At 69.2% G+C, this 24,973-nt stretch carries 13 protein-coding genes; all 13 read left to right on the top strand.

Annotated features, from left to right (window positions below; all coding sequences use genetic code 11):
* Positions 1-4: 4 nt before the first annotated feature.
* The 13 genes from QRN34_RS02590 to QRN34_RS02530 all read left to right on the top strand — a co-directional run bounded on the left by QRN34_RS02590 (position 5) and on the right by QRN34_RS02530 (position 24,950).
* Positions 5-505 carry a hypothetical protein gene (locus QRN34_RS02590; protein ID WP_285401707.1) on the top strand — a complete coding sequence of 167 codons (501 nt, stop codon included), beginning with the start codon at positions 5-7 and terminating at the stop codon, positions 503-505.
* A gap of 384 nt (positions 506-889) precedes the next feature.
* Positions 890-1,504 (top strand): Ig-like domain-containing protein, encoded by a 615-nt coding sequence (locus QRN34_RS19170; protein ID WP_345782879.1) that lies wholly within the window; start codon positions 890-892, stop codon positions 1,502-1,504.
* A gap of 254 nt (positions 1,505-1,758) precedes the next feature.
* A complete protein-coding gene (locus QRN34_RS02580; protein WP_285401703.1) occupies positions 1,759-8,484 on the top strand; it encodes a polyketide synthase in 6,726 nt (2,241 codons plus the stop codon).
* Positions 8,481-14,852, top strand: a complete 6,372-nt coding sequence (locus QRN34_RS02575; protein ID WP_285401701.1) for a non-ribosomal peptide synthetase — start codon at positions 8,481-8,483, stop codon at positions 14,850-14,852. Before QRN34_RS02580 ends, QRN34_RS02575 begins: the two co-directional genes overlap by 4 nt.
* The gene (locus QRN34_RS02570; protein ID WP_285401699.1) at positions 14,849-15,979 is read left to right on the top strand and encodes a glycosyltransferase family 2 protein; all 1,131 of its coding nucleotides are present in this window, start codon (positions 14,849-14,851) and stop codon (positions 15,977-15,979) included. Before QRN34_RS02575 ends, QRN34_RS02570 begins: the two co-directional genes overlap by 4 nt.
* Positions 15,973-17,082, top strand: coding sequence for a polysaccharide deacetylase family protein (locus QRN34_RS02565; protein WP_285401697.1), 1,110 nt, complete (start codon positions 15,973-15,975; stop codon positions 17,080-17,082). The genes QRN34_RS02570 and QRN34_RS02565 overlap by 7 nt, the downstream gene beginning before the upstream one ends.
* The gene (locus QRN34_RS02560) at positions 17,070-18,332 is read left to right on the top strand and encodes an O-antigen ligase family protein (protein WP_285401695.1); all 1,263 of its coding nucleotides are present in this window, start codon (positions 17,070-17,072) and stop codon (positions 18,330-18,332) included. Before QRN34_RS02565 ends, QRN34_RS02560 begins: the two co-directional genes overlap by 13 nt.
* Complete coding sequence (locus QRN34_RS02555; protein ID WP_285401693.1) at positions 18,329-19,684, top strand: phenylacetate--CoA ligase family protein; 1,356 nt, start codon at positions 18,329-18,331, stop codon at positions 19,682-19,684. The genes QRN34_RS02560 and QRN34_RS02555 overlap by 4 nt, the downstream gene beginning before the upstream one ends.
* Entirely contained in the window at positions 19,681-20,799 is a 1,119-nt protein-coding gene (locus tag QRN34_RS02550) for a glycosyltransferase (protein ID WP_285401691.1), read from the top strand. Before QRN34_RS02555 ends, QRN34_RS02550 begins: the two co-directional genes overlap by 4 nt.
* Positions 20,796-21,986 (top strand): glycosyltransferase family 4 protein, encoded by a 1,191-nt coding sequence (locus QRN34_RS02545; RefSeq protein ID WP_285401689.1) that lies wholly within the window; start codon positions 20,796-20,798, stop codon positions 21,984-21,986. The genes QRN34_RS02550 and QRN34_RS02545 overlap by 4 nt, the downstream gene beginning before the upstream one ends.
* Positions 21,983-22,621 (top strand): polysaccharide deacetylase family protein, encoded by a 639-nt coding sequence (locus tag QRN34_RS02540; RefSeq protein ID WP_285401687.1) that lies wholly within the window; start codon positions 21,983-21,985, stop codon positions 22,619-22,621. Before QRN34_RS02545 ends, QRN34_RS02540 begins: the two co-directional genes overlap by 4 nt.
* Entirely contained in the window at positions 22,618-23,784 is a 1,167-nt protein-coding gene (locus QRN34_RS02535; RefSeq protein WP_285401685.1) for a glycosyltransferase family 4 protein, read from the top strand. The genes QRN34_RS02540 and QRN34_RS02535 overlap by 4 nt, the downstream gene beginning before the upstream one ends.
* Positions 23,781-24,950 (top strand): hypothetical protein, encoded by a 1,170-nt coding sequence (locus QRN34_RS02530; protein ID WP_285401682.1) that lies wholly within the window; start codon positions 23,781-23,783, stop codon positions 24,948-24,950. The genes QRN34_RS02535 and QRN34_RS02530 overlap by 4 nt, the downstream gene beginning before the upstream one ends.
* Positions 24,951-24,973 lie beyond the last annotated feature (23 nt).

Below are 24,973 nucleotides of genomic sequence, written 5' to 3'. Positions count from 1 at the left end.
CGTCATGACCATCATGAATGACCAACAGGACTACGCGGCTCTTGATACTGTCATCTCCAGTGCGCGGGCCAACGGCAACGTATCGACCGCATTGAACCTCAATGTGTTGAAACCCGACAATCTTGACTCACGGTTGCCACGCGCGGCAATTACCGATGCCGAGGGCCGCGAGCTTGACCTTGGCTCGTTCGCTGGCGACACCACGATCACCTGCGCGCCCTGGTCGCTCATCGCCGTCGGACAGAAGATGTGGCTCGACGTCGACGGCACGCGTTACAACGGGGCCGCGACAACGCACACGCTCTTGAAAGCATCCGCCGTCACGGCGACGCAGGTTCGTAAGGGGTTGCGCCTGAGCCTGTCACGGAACTGGCTGGAAAGCCTGCGCCGCGGTAGCGCTGTCGAGGTAAGACTCGCTGTCACCTTCAACGGGTCGACCGACACCTCCAAAAAAATCAATTTCCGTATATCGAACTATACGCTTCGTAATGGCGGCGACCTGTAAGATTTCGATACAGAGCGGCTGGGAAGCTTCAGCGGCGCGATGAGTCGACCGTTGTGCACGTTAGATTCGCATTCAACGAACCGTAATTATTGCGCCATCGAGATGGACCCTTCGTACAACAGGTCCCTGGTTTTGACGGCCATCGACGGCTTATACGGTGGCGCCGCGGTAAAAATTGAACCAAATTTTCCAGCTCGCTTTATCCGCTTCGACTATGTGTCGACTCTTGAAAATCGACGATATCCGATTCGGCTCATGATCTTTTTCCAACGAGCATTCCTGGACATCATGGTTACGCGGCAACCAGCTTGACCTCAGCTCGTTCCCTGGCAATACCACGATCACCTGCCTGCCCTGGCCACTCATCGCTGTCCGACAAACAGTGTGGCTAGCGGTGGACGGCACACTGTCCGACGGCAGGCCGACCACGCTTTCCGTGTCGACCGCCGCCGCTGTCACTGCGTCCGAGGTGCGCAACGGGTTGAGCAAGGCCCTGCCGCGGAGCTGGCTGGAAAGTCTGCGCGGCGGAACCACGATCAGAGTAAGGCTCCATGTGGCGTTCGATGGGCGACCGAAAAAGCCGACAGCGTCGCGTTCCGATTACTCGAGCTGACCTTGCGCCTTGTACCTGTGTTTTACCTCGATCCCGCCCCCATGAGCCTGCTGGTCGGCGGCAGCCGCCAGCGGCAGGCGACAGGCGGTGTGCCGCCTTACCGCTATACGTCCGGCAACGCCCGCGTCGCAACCGTCGGCACCGCCAACGGCCTCGTTACCGCGCTGTCCGCCGGTACGACCAACATCACGGCCAGCGATTCGGCAAACTATTCGGGCAGCTATACCGTCCAGGTGACGGCGCCCCAACCCTGCGATCATATCGGTGTACGCAAACAGTCAGCCCATCATTCGTTATCCGCATCCGGCGGATCGCCTGACGACGAAACGATGTCTTGCATGATCGGTCGAATCGGTCGCCATCGGCCATTTGCCCACGCTGGCTAGCGCGCCAGTTGTATATGCCAGTCTCCGTGCCACGTCTATAAATACGTCAACGACGCGCAACGGCTTACCGCCCGAGGCGTAGCACGGGGGACGCGTATGAAAGCCGATGGCACGTCGGGTGGGTCGCAAGGAAGAACGACCTGCCTGGCAGTTCAGAGCGGCGCACGGGTGGCGCGGCACCGGGCGCCCATGCGTCCCTCGGCCATCCGGTCTATACCGTTTCGTCACCGCCATGCCGAAGAGGCATGGCGGTGATGGACGCACGTGCCGACAGCCGCTTCGCGAGCATCACCGTGCACGGCTGCTTCACCCAGATGGCGGCCACGTTCCCGGATCGCCTGGCCCTGGCCTCCACGGCGCTGTCGTTGACGTATGCGGAACTGGACGAACGCAGCGGTCGCATCGCGGCGGGGCTGATCGCGGCCGGCGTGCCGCATGGCGCTTATGTCGCCGTCTTGATGGATCGCTCGGTATCGGCCGTCGTCGTGCTGCTCGGTATCCTGAAGGCCGGTGCGGCCTACCTGCCGCTGGACAGGCGCTGGCCCGAAGAGCGCATCGCTTTCGCGCTCGCGGATGCGGATGTCGCGGCGGTGGTGGTGACATCCGCCGAGGACACCACCTGCGTGGACCGGCCGGTCCTCACCTGCGCCGGGTTGAGTGGAGACGGAGACGCCGCGCCAGGCGGCGTTGGCGGCCATCGCGCCACCGGCAGCGATGCCGTGTGTGCCGCCGAGGACATCGCTTATGCGATGTACACATCCGGCTCGACTGGCAAACCCAAAGGGGTTGAGATACGCCATCGCTCGATCCTGAGCCTGGTCAGGAAGAGCGACTACATCGACTTCGGTGCGCCGAAGGTGTTGCATGCCGCGCCGCTCGGCTTCGATGCATCCACTTTTGAGATTTTCGCACCGCTGCTCAACGGTGGCACCTGCATCGTTCACGACGAACTCGTGCCAACCGGCTCCGGCATCGCGCGCACCGTGGCGGCCCACGGCGCCGAGGTCGCCTGGCTTACCGCCGCGCTGTTCAACACCATCGTCGACGAGGATGCGACCTGCCTGGCCGGCCTGCGTACGATCCTTGTCGGCGGCGAAGCCCTGTCGGTCCCGCACGTGCGCAAGGCGTATGCGGCGCTGCCGGACACACGGCTGGTCAACGGGTACGGCCCGACCGAATGCACGACCTTCGCCACCACCTATGCGATCCCTCGCGATCTGCCCGACGACGGCACGGCGATACCGATCGGCCGGCCGGTCGGCGCCACCGTGCTGCGCGTCGTGGACGGGCATGGCGTGGCGGTGACACCCGGCGTCGTGGGTGAGCTGTATATCGGCGGCCCCGGCGTGGCGCGCGGCTATCTCGGACGTTCCGAACTGACGGCCGAGCGCTTCCTGCCGTCCGACCGTGGCACGCTGTATCGCACCGGGGACCTAGTACGTGAGCTCCCCGACGGCAATCTCGCGTTTGTCGGTCGCCGCGACGGCCAGGTGAAGATTCGCGGGTACCGGATCGAACCCGGCGAAATCGATGTCGCGCTACGCGCGCTGCCGGGTGTCGTCGCCGCGGTGGTGGCCGCTCGCGAGGACACGCCAGGCGATACGCGACTGGTCGCCTACTACGTGACGCAGGACAGCACGGTGACGGCGCGCACGCTACGCGACGCGCTCGCGCTGACCCTGCCGGAGTATATGCTGCCGGCGACCTGGAAGCGTCTGGACGCCCTTCCGTTGACGGATAACGGCAAGCTCGACCGGCATGCGCTTCCCGCACCGGGCCGTTCACGGCCCGAGCTGGCGTCCGCCTGGGTCGCGCCGCGCGGCGAGGTCGAGACTCGCCTGTGCCAGTTTTTTGCGGAGACGCTTGGCCTCGATCGGGTCGGTCGCGACGACAACTTCTTCGACCTGGGCGGTAGCTCTCTCCTGGCCGCGCGTCTTGTCACGCGCATCCACGAGGCGGTATCGACGCGCCCGAGTCTGGTCCGCTTCTTCGCACTGCCTACGCCAGCGGCCGTCGCGGACCTTATCGAGGGGAAAGCCACACGCGATGCGCTCACCGGTCGCCTGGCCGAAGCGAGAGCGGTGACCCGCGAGCCTGTCGCCATCGTCGCGATGGCCGGCCGCTTCCCCGGCGCGTCCGACGTGGAAGCCTTCTGGGAGAATCTGTGTGCCGGACGCGAGTCGATCCGCTTCTTCGCGCCGGATGAACTCGACCCGGCCATCGGCCCCGCCGAGCGCAACGATCCCGCTTACGTCGCCGCACGCGGCATCGTGGACGGCAGCGACCTGTTCGACGCCGGCTTCTTCGGCATGTCGCCGCGCGAGGCCGAACTGACCGATCCGCAACAGCGCCTGTTCCTGGAACTGTGCTGGGAGTGCATGGAACGCGCGGGGTATGTCCCCGATGCGCAGGACGTCCCGGTCGGCGTGTTCGGCGGCATGCACAACGCCACCTATTACCAGAAGCACATCAGCGGCCGCGCCGGCCTGATCGACAAGCTCGGCGCCTTCCAGGTCATGCTCGGGAACGAGAAGGATTACCTGGCCTCCCGCGTCGCGCACAAGCTCAACCTCACCGGGCCGGCCATCGGCGTGAACACCGCCTGCTCCACATCGCTGGTGGCGATCGTGCAGGCACTGGACGCCTTGCGCGCCGGTCGCTGCGACATGGCACTGGCGGGCGGTGCGTCCATCACCTGCCCGCCGCACAGCGGCTACCTGGCGCAGGAAGGTTCGATGCTGTCGCCGGACGGCCACACGCGCCCGTTCGATGCCGAGGCCCGCGGCACGGTGTTCAGTGACGGCGCGGCCGTGGTGCTGCTCAAGCGACTGTCCGACGCATTGCGCGACGGCGACCCCATCTACGCCACGTTGCGCGGCGGTGCCGTCAACAACGACGGGGCAGCCAAGGCCAGCTTTACGGCACCCAACGCCGGCGGGCAAGCCGCGGTCATCGCCATGGCCCTACGCGATGCCGGGGTATCGGCACGCGAGGTGTCCTACGTCGAGGCGCACGGCACGGCCACGCCGCTGGGTGATCCGATCGAGATCGAAGGCCTGACACGCGCCTTCCGCGCGACCACGGACGACACGGGTTTCTGCGCCATCGGTTCGTTGAAGAGCAACGTCGGTCACCTGGTGATTGCCGCCGGCGCCGCTGGCGTCATCAAGACCGCACTGTCCCTGAGTGAACGCCGCCTGCCCGCGACGCTGCACTTCAAGGCGGCCCACGCACGACTCGACCTGGACGCGACGCCCTTCGTCGTGAACCGTACACTCCGCGCGTGGCCGAGCACGGGCCGCCTGCTGGCCGGCGTCAGCGCGTTCGGCGTGGGTGGCACCAATGCACACGTGATCCTCGAGGAGGCGCCCGCGCGGACACCGTCGGATGCCGCATCGGGCCCGCAGTTGCTGGCGCTGTCGGCTCGCACGCCCACCGCCCTGGCTGCCGCCGCGGAACGGTTGGCCGATCACCTCGCCGCGCACCCCGACGCCAACCTGGCCGACGTGGCCTGGACGCTGACCACGGGCCGCAAGGCCTTCGCCCAACGCACGCACGTGGTCGCGTCGTCACCCCAGGACACCGAAGCGAACCTGCGCGATATCGCCGCCGCCGGCCTTCGCGAACGCGACGGCGACGCATGCGGGGTGGTGTTCCTGTTTCCCGGCCAGGGGGCCCAGTATCCGGGCATGGGCCAGGCGTTGCACGCGAGCGAGCCGGTATTCCGCGCGGCGCTCGACGAGGTGTCCGCCGTCCTGCAGGGCGAGTTGGGTTTCGACCTGCGCGAGCGGATGTTCGCGACGGACACCGACGACCTGCGGGCGACCGCGTATCTCCAGCCCGCCACGTTCGCCCTCGAATATGCCCTGGCACGTCTTTGGATGGGCCTGGGCGTGATGCCCACTGCGATGATCGGGCACAGCGTCGGCGAATTTGCGGCGGCGGCGATCGCGGGCGTCATGTCGATGGCGGATGCCGCGCGCCTGGTCGCACGCCGCGGCCGGATGATGCAGTCGCTACCCGGCGGCGCGATGCTGTCGGTACGCCTGGGCGCCGATGAATTGCGGGCGCGGCTGCCGGACGAAGTGTCGCTGGCCGTGGAAAACGCGCCGAATGCCAGCGTCGTGGCCGGTACCAGCGACGCCGTGGAAGCCTTGCGCCGCGAACTCACTGCCGAAGGCGTGGCCTGTCGGTACCTCGCCACGTCGCATGCGTTCCACTCGGCGATGATGGAGCCGGTGCTGGAGGGCTTTCGCGCCGAGGTCGCCGGCATCCGCCTGTCGCCGCCGACGATGCCCATCGTCTCCACGCTCACCGGCGCCGCGTTGACGGCAGGGGAAGCCACGTCTCCCGATTACTGGGTACGCCACCTGCGCCACACGGTGCGCTTCTCGTCAGCCCTGCTCTACGCGCTGAACGACACCGGCACGGCCTTCCTGGAAGTGGGGCCGCGCACGGTCCTGACCACGCTCGGGCACCAGCATACCCAGGCCCGTGGCCGGACCCTGGTCGCCAGCCTGACCGATACCCCGGCCGGCGAGCGGAAAGCCCTGCTCGATGCGGCCGGTACGCTCTGGAGCGCGGGCGTCCCCGTGGACCTGGCAGCGCTGGACCACCGTGCACAGCGCCGCCGCCTGCGCCTGCCGACCTACCCCTTCGAGCGCCAACGCCACTGGGTGGACGCGCCGCCTGCCGCGTTGATCGCCAGCCTGGTGGCCACGGTGGCCACGCCTTCCGAACCGATGTCCCCCCTGCCTCTGCCCGTGGAACACCCCATGTCGCTGTCCGCCTCCGTTTCTCCGCGTCACGCGCGTCTCGTCGGCGAACTCGTCGCCCTGTTCGAGGATGTCTCCGGCGCAGATATGGCGGGGGTCGATCCGGCGGCGCATTTCGTCGAACTGGGACTGGATTCGTTGTCCCTGACGCAGGTGGCGCTGCAGTTGCAGAGGGCTTATGCGCTGAAGGTGACGTTTCGCGAGCTGATGGACGGGTGTTCGTCGTTCGAGCGGCTGGCCGGTCACCTGGATCGGTTGTTGCCGGCGGAGGTTGCCGGCGTGGAGGTCGGCGCGGGATCGGGCGTTGCGATGGGGGCGTCGCCCACATCGTGGGCTCCTACGACGGCCCTGGTATCGGCGGGTGCACCGGTATCGGTGGCGGCAACCGTGTCGGTGGCGGTGTCGCCGGGTGGGGTGCAGGCGGTGATCGCGCAGCAGATGCAGTTGATGCGCGAGCAGCTGGCTTTGCTGGCGGGCGTGGAGGCGGCGGCGACGGTAACTGCCGTGTCTTCTACCGCCGGTAGTGATATCGGTGCTGGTGCTGCGGGTGCGGGTGTTGCGGGCGCAGGTACCGGTGCGACGGCGGCAAGGGCGCCGTCGACGCAGGGGACGCAGGGGACGCAGGCCGCGGCCAACGACGAAGAGGCCGCGCTGGCGCACACCTCGTACGACGTGAAGAAGGCATTCGGCGCCATCGCGCGCATCCATCACGGCGCCACGGAACTGAGTGCGCGGCAGCGCGCACGGCTGGATGCCTTCATGCAGCGCTACGTCGCGCGCACGGCGGCGTCGCGGGCGTATACGGAAGAACACCGCCCGCACCTGGCCGATCCGCGCGTGGTCAACGGGTTCCGCCCGCTGCTGAAAGATATCGTTTACCAGATCGTCATCGCACGGTCCAAGGGCGCTCACGTCTGGGACCTCGACGGCAACCGGTACGTGGACGCGCTGAACGGCTTCGGCATGAACCTGTTCGGCTGGCAGCCCGATTTCGTGCTGGACGCCGTGCGCCGGCAGCTCGACGAGGGCTACGAGATCGGGCCGCAGCACCCGCTGGCCGGCGTGGTAGCCCGGCAGGTCTGCGAGCTGACCGGCTTCGATCGCGCGGCGCTGTGCAACACCGGCTCCGAAGCAGTGATGGGTTGCGTGCGCGTGGCACGTACCGTGACTGGCCGCGACACGCTGGTGATCTTCACCGGCTCCTACCACGGCATCTTCGACGAGGTGCTGGTCCGCGGCACCAAGAAGCTGACCTCCGTGCCCGCGGCGCCCGGCATCCTTCGCAATACCGCCGAGCATGTCCTGGTGCTGGAGTACGGCACACCCGAATCGCTGCGCATCATTCGCGAGCGCGCGGCGGACATCGCCGCCGTGATGGTCGAACCGGTACAGAGCCGGCGTCCCGATTTCCAGCCCGTGGCATTCCTGCGCGAGCTGCGCGCGATCACCCGCGACGCGGGCGCGCTGCTGATCTTCGACGAGGTGGTGACCGGATTCCGGGCGCATCCACGCGGTGCGCAGGCCGTCCTCGGCGTCGATGCCGACATGGCCTCCTACGGCAAGGTGGTCGGTGGCGGCTTCCCGATCGGTGTCATTGCCGGTGCACGCCGTTTCATGGATGCACTGGACGGCGGCGACTGGCGCTATGGCGACGATTCCGTGCCGACCGTGGGCGTCACCTATTTCGCCGGCACGTTCGTACGACATCCCCTGGCGCTGGCCGCCGCGCATGCCGTGCTCGGTCACCTGGCCGACCAGGGCCCGGCGTTGCAGGCCACGCTCAACGCGAAGGTCGGCGCCTTCGCCGACGGACTCACGGCGTTCTGCGCCGATGTGGGCGCACCCATGCACGTGGTGCACTTCGCGTCGGTGTGGAAAACCGTCTTTACCGAGGACCACCCGCTGCAGGACCTGCTGTTCGCGATGATGCGCAGTCGCGGCATCCACATCCTCGACAACTTCCCGTGTTTCTTTACCACCGCGCACGACGAGGCGGACTTCGCTGCCATCGCCACGGCATTCCGTGAATCGGTCCTGGAGATGCAGGAAGCCGGGTTCCTGCCACGCCGCCGCGACGCCACGGCCATGGACGCGGCCCGGCCGCCGGTGGCGGGAGCCCGTCTGGGTCGCGATCCCGACGGCAGTCCCGCGTGGTTCGTCCCCAACCCCGACACACCGGGCAAGTTTCTGAAGGTGATCGCATGATGCCGTACGAGCAGGCCGCCACCGCGGTCGATTACGACCCGTTCGCCGGCGACCCGCTGGCCTGCGTGCTGCCGACCACGCCGGCGCAGCGCGAGATCTGGCTGGCCTGCCAGCTGGAGCCGGAAGCCTCGCTGGCCTACAACGAGGCGATGTCGCTGACCTTCAAGGGGGTGCTCGACATCCCCGCCCTGGAGGCCGCGCTCCACGACCTGGTCGAACGCCACGAGGCCTTGCGCGCCACGTTCGGCGACGACGGCGCGAGCATGTTCGTCGCTGTGCAGGCCACGCTGCCGCTGGTGAAGCACGACCTCTCGCTGCTGCAACCGTTCGAAAGCGATGCGCGCATCCAGACGCTGTTCTCGCAACGGGTGTCGACGCCGTTCGACCTGGAAAACGGCCCCCTCTTCCGCGCGGATATCGTCGACCTGGCCTCCGACTGCCACCTGCTGGTCCTGTGCGCCCATCACCTGGTCTGCGATGGCTGGTCGTTCGGCGTGATCGTGCGCGACCTGGCCGCGCTCTACGCGCGGCATGCCGGTCAGGCCCCCGAGCCGGACGACCGGCCGGAGGCACCCGACGCCTTCTCGGCTTTCGCCCATGCCGAAGCCGCCTACCTGAGCGCTCCCGCCGCTGAAGATGATGCGCGCTACTGGCTGGAACGCTTCGCCACGCCGCCGCCCGTGCTGGACCTTCCGGTGGACCACCCGCGACCGCGCTACCGCACGTTCGCCTCGCGTCGAGAGGACCGCCTGCTGGACCGCGCCGATGTGGATGCGATCCGCCGCCTCGGCGCGACGCACCGCGCCAGCTTCCACGCGACGCTGGTGGCCGGCTTCGCCGTGCTGCTGCGTCGGCTCGCCGGGCAGGACGACGTGGTGATCGGCATCCCGTCGGCGGGCCAGGCTGCCGACGGCCTCGATACGTTGGTCGGTCATGCCGTGAACGTGCTGCCGCTGCGCTCCCGCATCGGCGCGGAGGCACCTTTCGCCGAGGTGCTGGGTGGCGTGCGCGACGACCTGATGGATGCGTTCGACCACCAGCGCCATACGCTGGGCAGTCTGCTCGCCCGACTGTCGCTGGCCCGCGATCCGGCACGGCTGCCGCTGGTCGCGGTGCTGTTCAACCTGGACGCGCCGCTGGATGAAAGCACCGCCCGCTTCCCGGGCCTGCGTTACGACCTCGCCGCCGTGCCGCGCGAGTACGAGAACTTCGAGCTGTTCGTCAACGCCGTACCGGTGGACGGCGGCCTGCGCCTGGAATGCCAGTACAACGCCGACCTTTTCGACGGCGCCACCATCCAGGGCTGGCTGGATGCGTACGTCACCCTGTTGCGCCATGCCGCGCTCGCGCCGGACACGACGGCCGTCGCGCTGCCCGTGATCTCCGACGCCGTGTACCGCGAACTGGCCGGCCTGCAGCCTGCCCCCACGCCGTTTCCGGAACTGCGCCTGGCGCATGAGTTCTTCGAACAGCAATGCGACCGTACGCCCGAGCGGATCGCCGTGCGCCATGCGGACCGCACGCTCACCTACGCCGCGCTGGAATCGCGCTCCAACCGCATCGCCAACGCCCTGCGCGCCCGCGGCATCGGTCACGGCGCGCTGGTCGGACTGTCGCTCGGCCGCGGCTTCGACATGCTGGCCTCGGTGCTGGGCGTGCTCAAGTCGGGTGCCGGCTACGTGCCGCTGGACCCCGCGTTCCCTGCCGAGCGCCTGGCGTTCATGGCCGACGACGCCCAGCTGGCGGCACTGGTGGTCGACGATGCCGCTCCGCCAGCCTTCGCCATCGACGCGAGCCGCGTGCTTGCCCTGGGCGACGACGAGGTAGTGCACGCCTCGTTCGAGCGCCCGGAGCGCGATCGCCGCGCGGCCACGCCGGATTCGGTGGCTTACGTGATCTTCACCTCCGGTTCCACCGGGCGTCCCAAGGGCGTACGCGTACCGCACCGTGCAGCGGCCAATTTCCTCACCAGCATGCAACGCGTGCCGGGTATCGCACCGGACGACCGCCTGGTTGCCGTCACCACGCTCTCGTTCGATATCGCCTTCATGGAGCTGATGCTGCCGCTGACCAGCGGTGCCGAGGTGGTGATCGCCGGCCGCGACGACGTGCGCGACGGCGGCCAGTTGCGCCGCCTGATCGAGGAGGCCGACGCCACGATGATGCAGGCCACGCCGGCGGGCTGGCGCCTGCTGGTCGATGCAGGATGGCGTGGCCGGCCGGCCTTCCGCGCGGTGTCGGGCGGCGAGCCCCTGCCACTGGACCTGGCCGAGGCGCTGTTGGAGCGCTGCGGCGAGGTATGGAACGGCTACGGCCCCACCGAGACCACCGTGTATTCCACGTACTGGCGGGTGAACACCCCGCGTGACGGCATCTACATCGGCCGCCCGATCGCCAACACCACCGTGCATATCTTGGACGAGCACGGCAACCACTGCCCGCTGGGCGTGCCCGGCGAGATCCACATCGGTGGGGCGGGCGTCACACTCGGCTACCTGCGCCGGCCTGACCTGACCGCCGCGGCCTTCGTCACCGATCCGTGGTCGGAAGCGCCGGACTCGCGGATGTACCGTACCGGCGATCGTGGCCGCTGGACGTCCGCCGGCCTGATCGAGCACCTGGGCCGCCTCGATTTCCAGGTGAAGGTGCGTGGTTACCGCATCGAGCCCGGCGAGATCGAAAGCGCGTTGACCGACCTGCCGGAGGTGGCGCGTGCCGTGGTCATGGCGCGCGAGGATCGCCCCGGCGACGTGCGGCTGGTGGCCTACGTCGTCGGTCGCGACGGTGGGATGCCCGACGAGGAATCGCTACGCTCGCGACTGCGCTCGCGACTGCCGGATTACATGCTGCCGCAGCATGTCCTCGCCCTCCCCGCCATTCCCCTGCTGCCCAACGGCAAGATCGACCGCGGTGCGCTGCCGCCGCCGATCGCCCGTTCGTGCGCCGCCCCCGGAACGCGCGTCGGGCCGCGCAACGACGACGAGCGGCGCGTGGCCGCGGCCATGGAAGCCGTGCTGGCCCTGCCCGGGCTCGACGTGCGCGACGACTTCTTCGCGCTGGGCGGACACTCGCTGCTTGCGGCCCAGCTCACCGCCACGTTGAACCGCGAATTCGGCGTGGCGCTGTCGTTCCGCACGTTGTTCGATGCGCCGAGCGTGGAACGCCTGGCCGCGACCCTGCGTGCACGGATCGACGCCGGCACCGCGCCGGTGGCCGAGCCGATCGCCCACCGCGACGACCAGACCCATGCACCGCTGTCGTTGATGCAGCACCGCCTGTGGGCACTCGAACGCATGCATCCCGGACGCGTCACCTACAACGCACCGTCGGCCCATCGCCTGCGCGGCCCGCTGGACGAAGACGCCTTCGCCATGGCGTTCCAGGCACTGGTGCAGCGGCAGCCGAGCATGCGCACCGCGTTTCGCACGCTCGGCGACGACGTGGCCCAGGTGGTCATGCCACGGCTGGACTACCCCCTGTTTCCCGCCGAAGACCTGCGCGACGTGCCGCACGACGCGCGCGATACCGTGCTGATGGCGCGCCTGCAGGCGCTGACCGATACCCCGTTCGACCTGGGCACGGCGCCCCTGTTCAGCGCACGGCTGTTCCGGCTGGCCGAGAACGAGCACGTGCTGTTCTTCATGCCGCACCACATCGTCTGGGACGGTTGGTCGTTCGATATCTTCGCCAACGAACTCGCCACGCTGTACCGCTGTTTTGCCGAGGGGGCCCCGTCGTCGCTGGCGGCACTGCCCGTGACCTACGGCGACTTCGCCACGTGGCATGCGCGATGGCTGCAATCGCCGGCCTTCGCCACGCAACTGGCCGCGTGGCGTGAACGGCTGGCGCGACGCGGCGACGTGCACGCGCTGCCCACCGACCAGCCGCGGCGTCCCGGCATGTCCGGACTGGGCCGCACCGAGTGGATACGCGTCTCGCGCGAGCAGACCGATGCCATGTACGACGTGGCACGGCAGGCCGATGCCACGCTCAACATGGCCCTGCTCGCCCTGTACTTCACCATGCTCGCCGGTTCCACCGGACGGAACGAACTGGTGGTGGGCACGCCCGTACGCGGACGCAACCACAGCGAGCTCGAAGCGGTCATGGGGTATTTCAACAACCTGCTGCCCCTGCACGTTACGATCGATCCGGCGCTGCCCTTCCTAGCCTTCGTGCGTGAAGTACGGCGTACGGCGATTGATGCGTTCGGGCATCCGGACGTGCCGCTGGAATACCTGCAGCGCGAGCTGACGGCAGTGCACGGCAACGGCGCCGTGCTGTACCAGGCGCTGTTCTCGTTCCAGGACGGGCGCCAGCGCGCGGCGGACTGGGGTGGCCTGGCGCACGAGCAGATCCTCCTGTTCCAGAGCGGGGCCACCGAAGACCTCGGCCTGTGGTTCCTGGAAAGCCAGGCGGGACTCGTCGGCGGCGTGACCTACAACGCGGACCTGCTGGAGGCCGACACCGCGTGCCGCATGCGGGAGCGCTACCTCGCCATGCTGCGTCGGGTGATCGACGACCCCGGCCTCACACTCGGCGAGTTGACCGCCGCCACGCCGGCCGAGCGCGAATGCATGCGCGCCTGGCAGGTGAGCGACACGGCGGTCGAGCCGCCGCGCGACCTCCACGGCATGATCCAGGCCACGGCCACCGCGATGCCGCACGACGTGGCGATCGAGCACGGTACGCGGCGCATCGGCCACGCGGCGCTGCAGGAGCGTGCCGGGCGCATGGCCACACGGCTGCGCGAGCGTGGTGCCGGCGACGGTGGCGTCGTCGGTCTGTGCGTCGAGCGCGGTATCGACCGCATCGCCGCCCTGCTCGCCATTGGCATGACCGGGGCCACGGCGTTGCTGCTCGACCGCGACGATCCCGCCGCCTTCCTGCGCGATGGCCTGGCCGATGCACACGCCACGGTGATGGTCGGCGACGCGGGCCTGCAGGCCCTGCTCGACTGGCCCAAAGCATGCGCGGTCTGGCTGGATACCGACACCCCGTGGCTGGCCGAGGTCGACGCCCCCACCGCGCACGGCGGCGCCTCGCCGGACATGGCCGACGTCGCCTTCCAGACGCACGATGCAGAGGGCAAGGCCGTCGGTGCGGCGCTGTCGCAGCGCACGCTGGGGCATCTCGTGCAGTCGCTCGGGGATGCCCTGGGCGTGCACGCCGGCATGCGCCTGGGCGGCGATGCGTTGCCGGGCGATCCGCTCTCGGTACTGGGCCCGCTGATGGCGCTGGCCAGCGGGGCCACCTGGGTCGAGATGGGTACGAGCGAGGCCGCTGCGGGTCGTCTGGACGCCATGGACCTGTGCATCGCCACGCCGGAAACCTGGCATGCGCTGCTCGCCGGCGGCTGGCAAGGCGATGCCGGACTGCGCGCGGTGATCGTCGGCGGCTCGTCCACGGCGGAGTTGACCACGCGCGTGGCGAAGGCCTCGGCCGGTGTGTGGATGCTGTTCGGCGACCCGACCGTGGCGCCCGTCATCACCTGCGGCGCGCTGGACGCCGCGGCGGACACGCTGCACCAGGGCCTCACCCTCGCCCACGGCGAGGCCTGGATTCTCGACGTCCATGGCGAGCCGGCACCGATTGGCGCCGCAGGCGACCTCGCCGTGGGCGGCCGGTTGCTGGCCATGCCGTTCGGTCAACGCGCCCGTGCGGCGCGACGCAGCGCGGAAGCGGGCCTCGTGCGCACGGGATACCGCGGACGCTGGCTGAGCGGGGGCCGCCTGCAGGTCCTGGACCGCGACGACCGCCGCCTGCGCTGCCACGGCATGGACGTGCAGCCCTGCGCGCTGGAAGCGATCGCGCTGCGCGAGCCGGGCGTGGTCCGGGCCATCGCCGTGCCGCGTCACGAGCCGGGTGGTATCGCCCGGGTCGAACTGCACGTGGTGGCGGCCCCGGGACGGCGTCCGGATGCCGACGCGGTGCGTACCGCGCTGGCCGCCTCGTTGCCGGCCTGGGCGATGCCCGACCATGTCCACGTGCTGGACACCCTACCCACCCTGGCCACCGGTGAACCCGATCTCGCGGCACTGGCCGTGCACGACGAGGCCGCCATGGCCGCTCCCGACGACGACACCACGCCCCACACGGAGACCGAGCGCCTGCTCGCCGGCATCTGGCAGGAGCTGCTGGGTACGCGCCGCATCCGCACCAGCGACAATTTCTTCGACGTCGGCGGGCACTCGCTGCTCGCGGTGGACATGGCGCATCGCGTGCACACGCTCAGCGGCGTGCAGATCAACCTGCTGGACGTGGCCAACGGCACGCTGGGCACTTTGGCCGCCGAGATGGCCGCCGCGCCACGCGTGGCCGCCACCCAGCGCCGTGGCCTGTTCAGCCGCCTCATGGGTCGGCCATGAGCCATCTCGCCTGGGTCGTCTGCTGGGTATCGGTGGGCTTGCTGGTGCATACGTTCGCCGGCTATCCGCTGCTGGTCTGGCTGCAGGCACGCCTGCGGCCACGCCCGGTGGCACGCGAGGCCATCTTGCCCACGGTGAGCATCGTGCTCGCCGTGCATGACGGCGCCGCCTTCATCGAGGCGAAGCTGGCCAACCTGCAACGACTGGACTACCCCGCCGCCCTGGTAGACATCGTCGTCGCCTGCGACGGTTGCCACGATGCCACGGCCGCCCTGGCCCGCCGCTCGACCCACACCCGCCTGGCCGTGCTGGATTTCCCCAACCGTCGGGGCAAGGCGGCCTGCCTCAACGACGCCGTGGCGATCACGCGTGGCGACGTGCTGCTGTTCACGGACGTGCGCCAGCGGCTGTCGCCCGTGGCACTGCGGGAACTGGTCGCCAACCTGGCCGATCCCACCGTGGGCGCCGTGGGCGGCGAACTGCACATGGAGCACGTCCGCACGGGCTTCGCCCAGGGCGTGGATGCCTACTGGCGCTACGAGAAGGCGATCCGTCACGCGGAAGCGCTGTCCGGCTCCACCGTGGGCGTCAGCGGCGCGCTGCATGCCATGCGCCGCAGCCTGTTCTCGCCGTTGCCGCCCGGCACCGTGCTCGACGACGTGCTGTTGCCGATGCGGGTGGCCGCGCAGGGCATGCGCGTGGTCTTCGAGCCGAAGGCCATGGCCTGGGACCGGCCCTCGCAGGAGCCCGCCGACGAGCGCCGGCGCAAGATCCGCACCCTGGCCGGTAATTTCCAGCTGGTGCAGCTGGCGCCCTGGCTGCTGCTGCCCTGGTCCAACCCGCTGTGGTTCCGCTTCGTCAGCCACAAGCTGCTGCGCCTGATGGCGCCGTGGCTGATCGTGGCGCTTGCCGTGAGCACCGGCGCGCTGGCGACACGCCACCCCATGTACGCGGTGGCGTTCGGCAGCCTGCTCGGCGGCGGCGTGCTGCTGGTGCTGACCCGCTGCCTGCCACCGCTGGGCCGCTGGCTGCCGCTGCGCATCGCGCTGGCGTTCTTCTACCTCAACCTCTTCGCGGCGCAGGCCCTGTTGGCCTTCGCCCGCAACCGAAGGCTGCACTTATGGTGACCGATATGCCCGTACGTGGCGCCCCCGGCATGCGTGGCCGGCTGGGAGAACTGTGCTATTCCAGTGGCCTGCTGACGCCGCTGCAACGTGTGCGCGCCTGGTGGCAACGCGACCTGCGCATCCTGGCCTATCACCGCGTGATGCCACTGCCGGACCCGGCTACGTACGCGTTCGACATGGAACTGATCAGTACGCCGCCGGAAGAATTCCGCGAACAGATGCGCTGGATCGCGCGGCACTTCCGGCCGATGCGGCTGACCGACATCGTCGAGGCGCTGGATGCGGGCGAGGTGCTGCCGCCGGACACCGTCGCGGTGACCTTCGACGACGGTTACGACGACAACTACCATGTCGCCGCGCCTATCCTGGACGAGGTGGGCGTACCCGCCACGTTCTTCGTCTCCACCGGGCATCTCGACAGCGGGCGTCCCTATGGCTACGACTGGCTGGTGCACATGATCCTGGTCACCGCTGCGCCGCGGCTGGAGCTGCCCGAACTGGGCATCGACATCGCGCTGCCGCCGGACCGCGACTCGCGTCGACGCATTGCCGGCAACGTGCTGCTGCGCATGAAATGGCTGGACGCGCTGGCGCAGACGGCCATGACCGAACGCCTCGAACACGAGTGGAACCTGCCTTCGGTCGACGCGCGTCCGGCCGCGTGCCGGCCCATGACCTGGGACCAGGCCCGCGAGATGAGCGGCGCCGGTTTCGAGTTCGGTTCGCACGGCGTGCACCACCGCATGCTGGCCCGGCTGCCGCAGGACGTGATGGAACGCGAGATCCGCGAATCGAAGACCACCCTGGATCGCGAACTGGGCACGCCGTCCATCCTGATGTCGTATCCCGTGGGCGGCGACCGCGCCTACAGCGACGCCGTGATCGCAGCCACGCGCAACGCGGGTTTCCGGCTGGCCTGCAGCTATGTCTGCGGCACCAATCCCGAGCCCGGCGTCAACCGCTATGCGCTGAACCGCCTGCCGGTGGAAGCGAACATGGGCCCCGGCTGGTTCGCCGCGATGCTGGCCCTGCCGCGACTGATGAGTTACCCAACGACCCGCCACGAAGCCCATCCGCCACAGGCGCAGCCATGTTCGCGCTGATCCTGCTGTATGTCGTACTGACGATCATCCGCCCGCAGGACTATGTGCCCGGCCTGGACGCCGTGCCGATCCTGCCGGTGGTCCTGCTGCTGGCCTTCACCTGCTGGCTGGCCTCACGCGAGAAGACCATCCAGGCGCCGCAGTTCATCATCCTGCCGGTCTTCCTGCTGGTCCTCATGGTCTCGGAAGTGGCCAACGGCTGGACCGGCGGCGCACTGGACGAACTGGCACGCTTCGGCCCCGCCGTCATCGCGTTCTTCGTGCTCGGCGCCGCCTGCCGCACGCAGCGGCGTGTCCGCACGGCCATGGCCGTCTTCGTCGTCTGCGCGGTGGTGCTGGCGCTGCACGGCGTGGAACAGGCCGGCACTGGCGTGGGCTGGACCGGCACCCCCATCGGCGAGGGCGGGCGCATCCAGTACGTGGGCATCTTCAACGACCCCAACGACCTGGGCCTGCTGTTCGCGGCCACCCTGCCCATGGCCGTGTTCCTCGGTCGGCGCGGCGGCGGCATCCTGCGCCTGGCCTGGCTGGCCGCGGCGGCCCTGCTGCTCTACGGCATCCTGCTGACCAACTCGCGTGGCGCCATGCTGGCCGTGCTGATCGTGGCCGGCGGCTATGTGTGGTATCGGCGCGGCATGGCGGTCGCCGGCGTGCTCGGCGTGCTGGGCCTCACCGTGATGAAACTGCTGTCCTCGCGCATGGACGAACTGGACGCCGGCGAGGAATCCGCGGCCGGGCGTGTGGACGCCTGGTATGCCGGGCTGGAGATGTTCCGCGATCATCCGATCCTCGGCGTGGGGGCCGGCAACTTCACCGAATACAACGAACTGACCGCACACAACTCGTTCGTGCTGGTGATCGCCGAGACCGGCTTCGTCGGCTTCGTGCTGTGGCTGGCCTTCGTCGGCTACGGCTTCTGGATGATGCTGACGATCGTGCGCCATGTACGCCCCACCGGCGACGATGCGGCGACGACAGCGGCCTGGGCCACGGAGCGGCAGATGGCGCTGACCCTGCTGCTGTCGCTGTGCGGGCTATTCGCCGCCGCGTTCTTCCTCAGCCGCAGCTACATGATCGTGATGTACCTGATCGCCGCCATGGTCGCCGGCTACTACGTCGGCGCCCGTGCGCGCTGGCCGGGGCTGCCGCTGTTCCGGCTGTCCGACGGCGGCTGGCGCTGGGTGCCCGCCGCCATGGGCACCATCGCCGGCTTCTTCGTCCTGGTCGCCGTGCTGCTGAGGACCGTATGAGCACCGCCTACGAAGCCCTGCTGCGCCACGTGGTGTGGCCCGCGTACGAGGGTGGCTTGCGCCGCCGCGATACGCCGCGCTACATGCGTGCCTACGAACGCGAGCAATGGCTCGCGCCCGAGCGGATCGAGGCCTTGCGCCTGGAACGCCTGCGCGCGCTGATCGACTGGTGCTGGCGCGAGGTGCCCTACTACCGCCGACGCTGGGCCGAACTGGGCATGCAACCCGGCGACATCCGCAGCCTGGACGACTTCGCCCGCCTGCCCGTGCTGACCAAGGCGGACATCCGTGCCAACGCCGACGACCTCAAGGCCGCCTCGCTGAAGGCCGGGCTGGGTTACAAGACCACCGGCGGGTCCACGGGCGAGCCGCTGCGTTTCGGCTTCACGCGCGAGAGCAACGACCGCCGCGTGGCGGTGATGTGGCGCGGCTACGGATGGGCCGGCTCACGCATGGGCCGGCGCACGCTGTTCCTGTGGGGCGGCGCGGTCGGACAGACCTCGACCGCACATCGCGTGAAGGATCGCCTCTACAACGCGGTGTTCGCGCGTCGCCTGCTCGACAGCTTCCACATGAGCGAACACAACCTGGCCGGCTATGCCGACGCGATCGACGCGTACCGCCCCGAGGTGATCGTCGGCTACGTGGGCCCGCTGGTACGGCTGGCCGAATGGCTGCTGGCCACGGGTCGCCGCGTGGCGCGTCCGGTGTCCGTTATCGGTGCGGCCGAGGCGCTGCACCCGTTCCAGCGTGACCTGATCGAGCGCGCGTTCGGCGCGCCCACCTACAACACCTACGGCTGCCGCGAATTCATGCTGATCGCCGCCGAGTGCGAACACCGCGACGGGCTTCACGTCAATGCCGATCACCTGCTCGTCGAGACACTGGTGGACGGTCGGCCCGTGCACCAGGGCAGCGGCGAGGTGACGATCACCGACCTGTTCAACCGCGGCATGCCCTTCATCCGCTACGTCACCGGGGACATGGCCACCCACGCCACGCATCGCTGCGCGTGCGGTCGCGGCCTGCCCCTGCTGGCCTCCGTGGACGGGCGCACGCTGGATGCCATCCGCACGCCGGCGGGCCACGTGCTGCCCGGCGAATTCTTCCCGCACATGATGAAGGACGTGCCGGGCGTGACGCGGTTCCAGCTGGTGCAGCGGCGGCTGGACCGGCTCGACCTGGCCATCGTGCGCGGCCCGGGCTTCGACGAGGCCTCGCTCGACTACATCCGCCGGGAAGTGCGCAAGGTGCTGGGCGACAGCGCGCAGCTGCAATGCCACTTCGTCGACGACATTCCCCTCACGCGCAGCGGCAAGCGGCGCGTCACCATTTCGGAGCTGGCCTCGTGAACATCAGCCATGTCGTGGAAAACCTCAACCGTGGCGGCCTCGAGCGCATGGTGATCGACCTGGTCAGGGAACAGCATCGGCTGGGCCACCGGGTGCAGGTCATCTGCCTGTTCGAGGCGGGCTCGCTGGCCGGCGAACTGGCCGCCATCGGCGTGCCGGTGCACGCGTGCGACAAGCGGCCGGGACCGGACCTGCGCGCGTTGCGCCGCGTCCGCCGGCAGCTTACCGCGCACGCCACCGAGGTCATGCACACCCATAACGCCGTGGCCCACTACCAGGCCGTGCTGGCCAGCACCGGCCTGGGCATCCGCCAGGTGGTGAACACGCGGCACGGCATGGGCGGCGCCAACCGCAAGGGCGGCCGCCGCGAGTGGCTGTTCCGCCGCGCGCTGGGCGCCACCGACGCCGTGGTCGCCGTGTGCGAGGCTGCGCGTCAGGATGCCTTGCGCCGTGGCGTGTCACCCGCGAAGAAGACCTGCGTGGTGCCCAACGGCATCCGGCTGGAAGGCTTCGACGTCGCCTCCGACACCATGCACGAGCGGCTGACGCGACGGCTCAATGTTCCCGCCGGCACCCGCATCATCGGCAACGTGGGCCGGCTCAACTGGACCAAGGACCAGGCCGGCCTGATCCGTGCCTTCCGCATCGTGCACCACAAGCGACCGGACACCGCGCTGGTGCTGATCGGCGACGGGGCGTTGCGCGATACCCTGCGCGCCTGCGCCTTCGACGAGGGCGTGGCCGGCTGCGTGCACTTCCTGGGCGACCGCGACGACGTGCGTGAACTGCTGCAGGGGCTGGACCTGTTCGCCCTGTCGTCGGTCACCGAAGGTTATTCCATGGCCTTGCTGGAAGCCTGTGCGACCGGCCTGCCCATCGTGGCGACGAATGTCGGCGGCAACGCGGAGATCGTGCGAGACGGGAGCACGGGCTGCCTCGTACCGGCCTGCGATCCGCCCGCGCTGGCCGAGGCGATGCTGCGCCTGCTCCATGAGTCGCAACGTGCCGCCCGGCTCGGGCGCGCCGCGCGCACCTGGGTGGAAGCCCACGGCTCGCTCGGCGCCATGGCGTCTCGCTATGGACAGCTGTACTTCGGCGGCGCGGCCGCCGCGTGAAGATCCTCGTCCTGACCAACCTTTTTCCCACGCCCTGGGACCCGCGGCGTGGCACCTTCAACCGCCAGCAGTTCCAGCGCCTGGGCCAGCGGCACACCGTTGACGTGCTGACCGCCGTGGATTTCCGCGAGGGCCGTGGCCCTCGTGTCGCCACCGGCGTGAGCGGGCTCGGCGAAGACTGCTTCACCTTCTACCACCCGCCCGGCATCGGTCGCTTCCTCAACGCGCTGTGCTTCTTCGCCTGCGTGATGTGGCAACGCGGCCGCGCGTTGCGGGCCGCACGCTACGACGTGCTGCTGGCCAGCTGGGCGTTCCCGGATGCGGTGGCCGGCGGATGGGTGGCGCGGCTGCTCGGCATTCCCTACGTGGTCAAGGTGCATGGCAGCGACCTCAACGTGCAGGCGGCATCGCTGCTGCGCCGCATGCAGATCCGTCCGGCGCTGCGCGACGCGGACGCGGTGGTCGCGGTCAGCGGCGCGCTGGCGACGCGTGCCGTCGCGCTGGGCGCGCGCGCCGACGCCGTGGAAACCCTCTACAACGGCGTGGACACCGCCGTGTTCCATCCCGGCGACCGCGACCAGGCACGCCAACGCCTGGGCCTGCCCACGCAAGGAAGGATCGTCCTGTTCGTGGGCAACCTGAAGGCGGCCAAGGGGTGCCTCGACCTGCTCGACGCGTTTGCCCAGGTCGCCCGCGTCCACGACGACGCCTGCCTGGTGTTCGTCGGCGACGGCGCGGAACGCCATGCCCTGCCGCGTCGCGCCGCGTCGCTCGGCTTCGCTTCCGCCCTGCGCATGATCGGCGCCGTGGACCATGCGGCCACCGCCGACTGGTTCCGCGCGGCCGACCTGCTCTGCCTGCCCAGCCACAACGAAGGCGTGCCCAACGTCGTGCTGGAAGCCATGGCCTGCGGCACCCCGGTGGTGGCGACACGCGTCGGCGGCATTCCCGAGGTGCTGCCGGCACATGCGGGCAGCCTCGTCGCACCGCACCGACCGGACACACTGGCCGTCGCACTGTGCGATACGCTGGCGCGGCCGTTCGACACCGCGGCGATCGCTGCCCACGCCGCGCGCTTCCGCTGGGACGACAACATCGACCGGCTCGACCGCATGCTGCTGAACGCGGTCGCCCGCCATGCCGCCCCCTCCACCGAACGTGCCGACCGGCTGCCCCCGACCCTATGACCTGGAAACCGAAAAAACACGAGCTGCTCGGCCTGCTGCCGGATGCCCTCGTGTCCACCCGCCACCGCGGCGCTTCGTTGCGCTACCTCAGTTTCGACGATGGCCCGGAGCCCGCGCACACGCCCGCCCTGCTCGATACGCTGGCCCGGCACGGCGTCAAGGCCAGCTTCTTCCTGGTCGGCGAGAAGATCGAACGGCACCCGGCGATCGTCCGGCGGATCGTCGACGAAGGCCACATGATCGGCAACCACTCGTACAGCCACTGGTCGTTCCGGCGCATGAGCCTCGGCAGGCAACTGGACGAGGTGTACCGCACCGATGCCCTGCTACGTCGGTTCGACCAACGCCCCCATCACCGCATGCGTCCCCCCAGCGGCTACGTGGGTGCCGGGCTGCTGCTGCACTTCGCGCGCCGCAAGCGCAACCTCGTGTACTGGTCGTACGACAGCCTCGACTACCAGGATGCCCCCGTCGATGCACTGGTGGCACGCTTGCGCGACACGCCGCCCGCCCCCGGCGACATCGTGCTCATGCACGACGACGCCGACAAGGCTCGCCAGGCGCTGGACGTGATGCTGCCGGAATGGATCGACGGCGGATTCCGTTTCGCCGCGCTGGAGGGTGACGCGCCATGAAGATCCTCTATCACCACCGTACGCGCGGGCGTCATGTCGAGGGCGTGCACATCCGCGGCATCGTGCAGGCGCTTCGCGAGCTGGGCCACGACGTCGCGGTGATGTCGTTCCCCGGCGCCGACCCGGAACGCGAGGAACACGCGGCCACGGCGGCCGGCCGGGGACGCGTCGCCTCGATGGTCACGCGGCTGCCGGGCATCGTCTTCGAGGTGTTCGAACTGCTCTATAACGTCGTCACCCTGTTCCGCATGACCCGGGCCTGGCGCGTCGCGCGTCCGGCGCTGGTCTACGAGCGGTATTCGCTGTTCCTGTTCGCCACCGTCTGGCTCGCGCGTCGTCGAGGCATACCGCTGGTGCTGGAAATCAACGACTCCGCGCTGGTCGATCGCGTGCGGCCGCTCGTCATGACGCGCCTAGCGCGTCGCATCGAAGGCTGGTGCCTGCGCCATGCGAGCGGACTGGTGTTCATTTCCACGTATTTCCTCGATACCGCGCGCCGCGCATACGGTGACATCGCCCCCTCGGTGGTATCGCCCAACGCCGTGGACCTGCCGCGCTTCGACCCGTCGCGGTTCGACGTGGCCGCGCTGCGCGCGGAACGCGGGCTCACCGGTCGCGTCGTCTGCGGTCACATCGGCGCGTTCGCGCACTGGCATGGCGTGGACGGTTTCGTGGAGGCCATCGCCGGCCGCCTGGCCGACGTCCCCGAACTCGCGCTGGTGTTCGTCGGCGACGGCAAGACCCTGCCGGCGGTGCGCGAGCTGATCGCCGCGCGCGGACTGAGCGATCGCGTGCTATTGCCCGGGCGCGTACCGCATGACGAGGTGGCTGGCTGGATCGCCTGCATGGACTACGCCGTGCTGCCCAATTCCAATGCCTACGGATCGCCGATGAAGCTGTTCGAATTCATGGGCATGGGCGTGGCCGTGGTCGCACCGGACTACGCGCCGGTGGCCGAGGTGATCGCCGACGGCCGCACGGGCTGGCTGTTTCCGCGCGGCGACGCCGCCGCCTGCGTCGAGCGCGTGCTCACGCTGGCCCGACTCGCGGCGGAGCGGCAACGCGTGGGCAGCGCCGCCCGCGCCTACATCGCCAGTGAACGGCAATGGCGCAACAACGCCGAACAGCTGCTTACGCTGGTGCCGGCGGGAGCCGCCGCATGATCGTCCTGGCATGCCTTCTCGTCCTCGTGCTACTGGCCGCCGCGGGCCTCACGCTGGGCATCCGCGCGCGCAACATGCAGTACTGGCTGTGGGGTTACCTCACCCGGCGCAAGCCGCCGAAGGTCGACGGCCCGGTGCACGTGATGTTCTGCTTCGTCGATCACTTCGAGCCCAACTGGGGCCGTGTGGACATGGCCACGCAGCGCCGCCGGGTCGATCGCTGGTGCACCGACTACCGCGCGCTGGCCGGACGCCACCGCGACGCGGACGGCCGCATGCCGCAGCACACCTTCTTCTATCCGGAGGAGGAATACGTGGAGGAACACCTGGACAAGCTGCAGTCGCTATGTGCCGACGGCCATGGCGAAATCGAGATCCACCTGCACCACGACAACGACACCGAAGCCAACTTCCTCGCCACCATGGATCGCTTCAACCGGCTCCTGCACGAACGCCACGGCGCGCTGCCCCGCGATCCGGTCACCGGCCAGCTGCGCTTCGCCTTCATCCACGGCAACTGGTGCCTGGACAACTCGCGTGCGGACGGCCGCTGGTGCGGCATCAACAACGAACTGGTGCTGCTGCGCCAGCTGGGCTGCTACGCCGACTTCACCCTGCCCTCCGCGCCCAGCGATACGCAGACGCGCATGTCCAACGCCATCTACTACGCCACCGACGACCCCCACCGCTGCAAGTCGCACGACACCGGCGTACCGATGCGCGTGGGCGGCACGCCCAGTGGCGACCTGCTGATCATCCAGGGACCGCTGGGCCTGAACTGGAAGGATCGCCGCTTCGGCATCGTCCCCCGCATCGAGAATTCGGACGTGCGCAAGGGTTGCCCCCCGACGCCGTCACGCATCGACCAGTGGGTGGATACCGGCATCCACGTCGAAGGCCGCCCCGAATGGGTGTTCGTCAAGGTGCACACCCACGGCACCCAGGAACGCGACATGGACACCCTGCTGGGTGCCCCCGCCGACGCCATGCACGACTACCTCGAGCGCGTCTACAACGACGGCGTGAACTACGTCCTGCACTACGTCACCGCCCGCGAGATGTACAACATCGCCAAGGCCGCCGAAGCCGGCCGCACCGGCAACCCCCATGCCCACCGCGACTTCGAACTCCCCCCACCCCAAACCCAAACGCCCCCTCCCTTGTAGGAGCCCACGATGTGGGCGATTGT

This window comes from Luteibacter sp. ME-Dv--P-043b, from assembly GCF_030209605.1.
In the GTDB taxonomy this organism is placed as follows: domain Bacteria; phylum Pseudomonadota; class Gammaproteobacteria; order Xanthomonadales; family Rhodanobacteraceae; genus Luteibacter.
Note: the sequence above shows the minus strand (reverse complement) of the source record. Positions and strands in the feature narration are given on the sequence as shown.

Excerpts from the sequence above, each read along its gene's own strand:
- QRN34_RS02590 (WP_285401707.1), top strand. The coding sequence starts at position 5 with ATGACCATCATGAATGACCAACAGGACTACGCGGCTCTTGATACTGTC.
- QRN34_RS02580 (WP_285401703.1), top strand. The coding sequence starts at position 1,759 with ATGGACGCACGTGCCGACAGCCGCTTCGCGAGCATCACCGTGCACGGC.
- QRN34_RS02575 (WP_285401701.1), top strand. The coding sequence starts at position 8,481 with ATGATGCCGTACGAGCAGGCCGCCACCGCGGTCGATTACGACCCGTTC.
- QRN34_RS02570 (WP_285401699.1), top strand. The coding sequence starts at position 14,849 with ATGAGCCATCTCGCCTGGGTCGTCTGCTGGGTATCGGTGGGCTTGCTG.
- QRN34_RS02565 (WP_285401697.1), top strand. The coding sequence starts at position 15,973 with ATGGTGACCGATATGCCCGTACGTGGCGCCCCCGGCATGCGTGGCCGG.
- QRN34_RS02560 (WP_285401695.1), top strand. The coding sequence starts at position 17,070 with ATGTTCGCGCTGATCCTGCTGTATGTCGTACTGACGATCATCCGCCCG.
- QRN34_RS02555 (WP_285401693.1), top strand. The coding sequence starts at position 18,329 with ATGAGCACCGCCTACGAAGCCCTGCTGCGCCACGTGGTGTGGCCCGCG.
- QRN34_RS02540 (WP_285401687.1), top strand. The coding sequence starts at position 21,983 with ATGACCTGGAAACCGAAAAAACACGAGCTGCTCGGCCTGCTGCCGGAT.
- QRN34_RS02535 (WP_285401685.1), top strand. The coding sequence starts at position 22,618 with ATGAAGATCCTCTATCACCACCGTACGCGCGGGCGTCATGTCGAGGGC.
- QRN34_RS02530 (WP_285401682.1), top strand. The coding sequence starts at position 23,781 with ATGATCGTCCTGGCATGCCTTCTCGTCCTCGTGCTACTGGCCGCCGCG.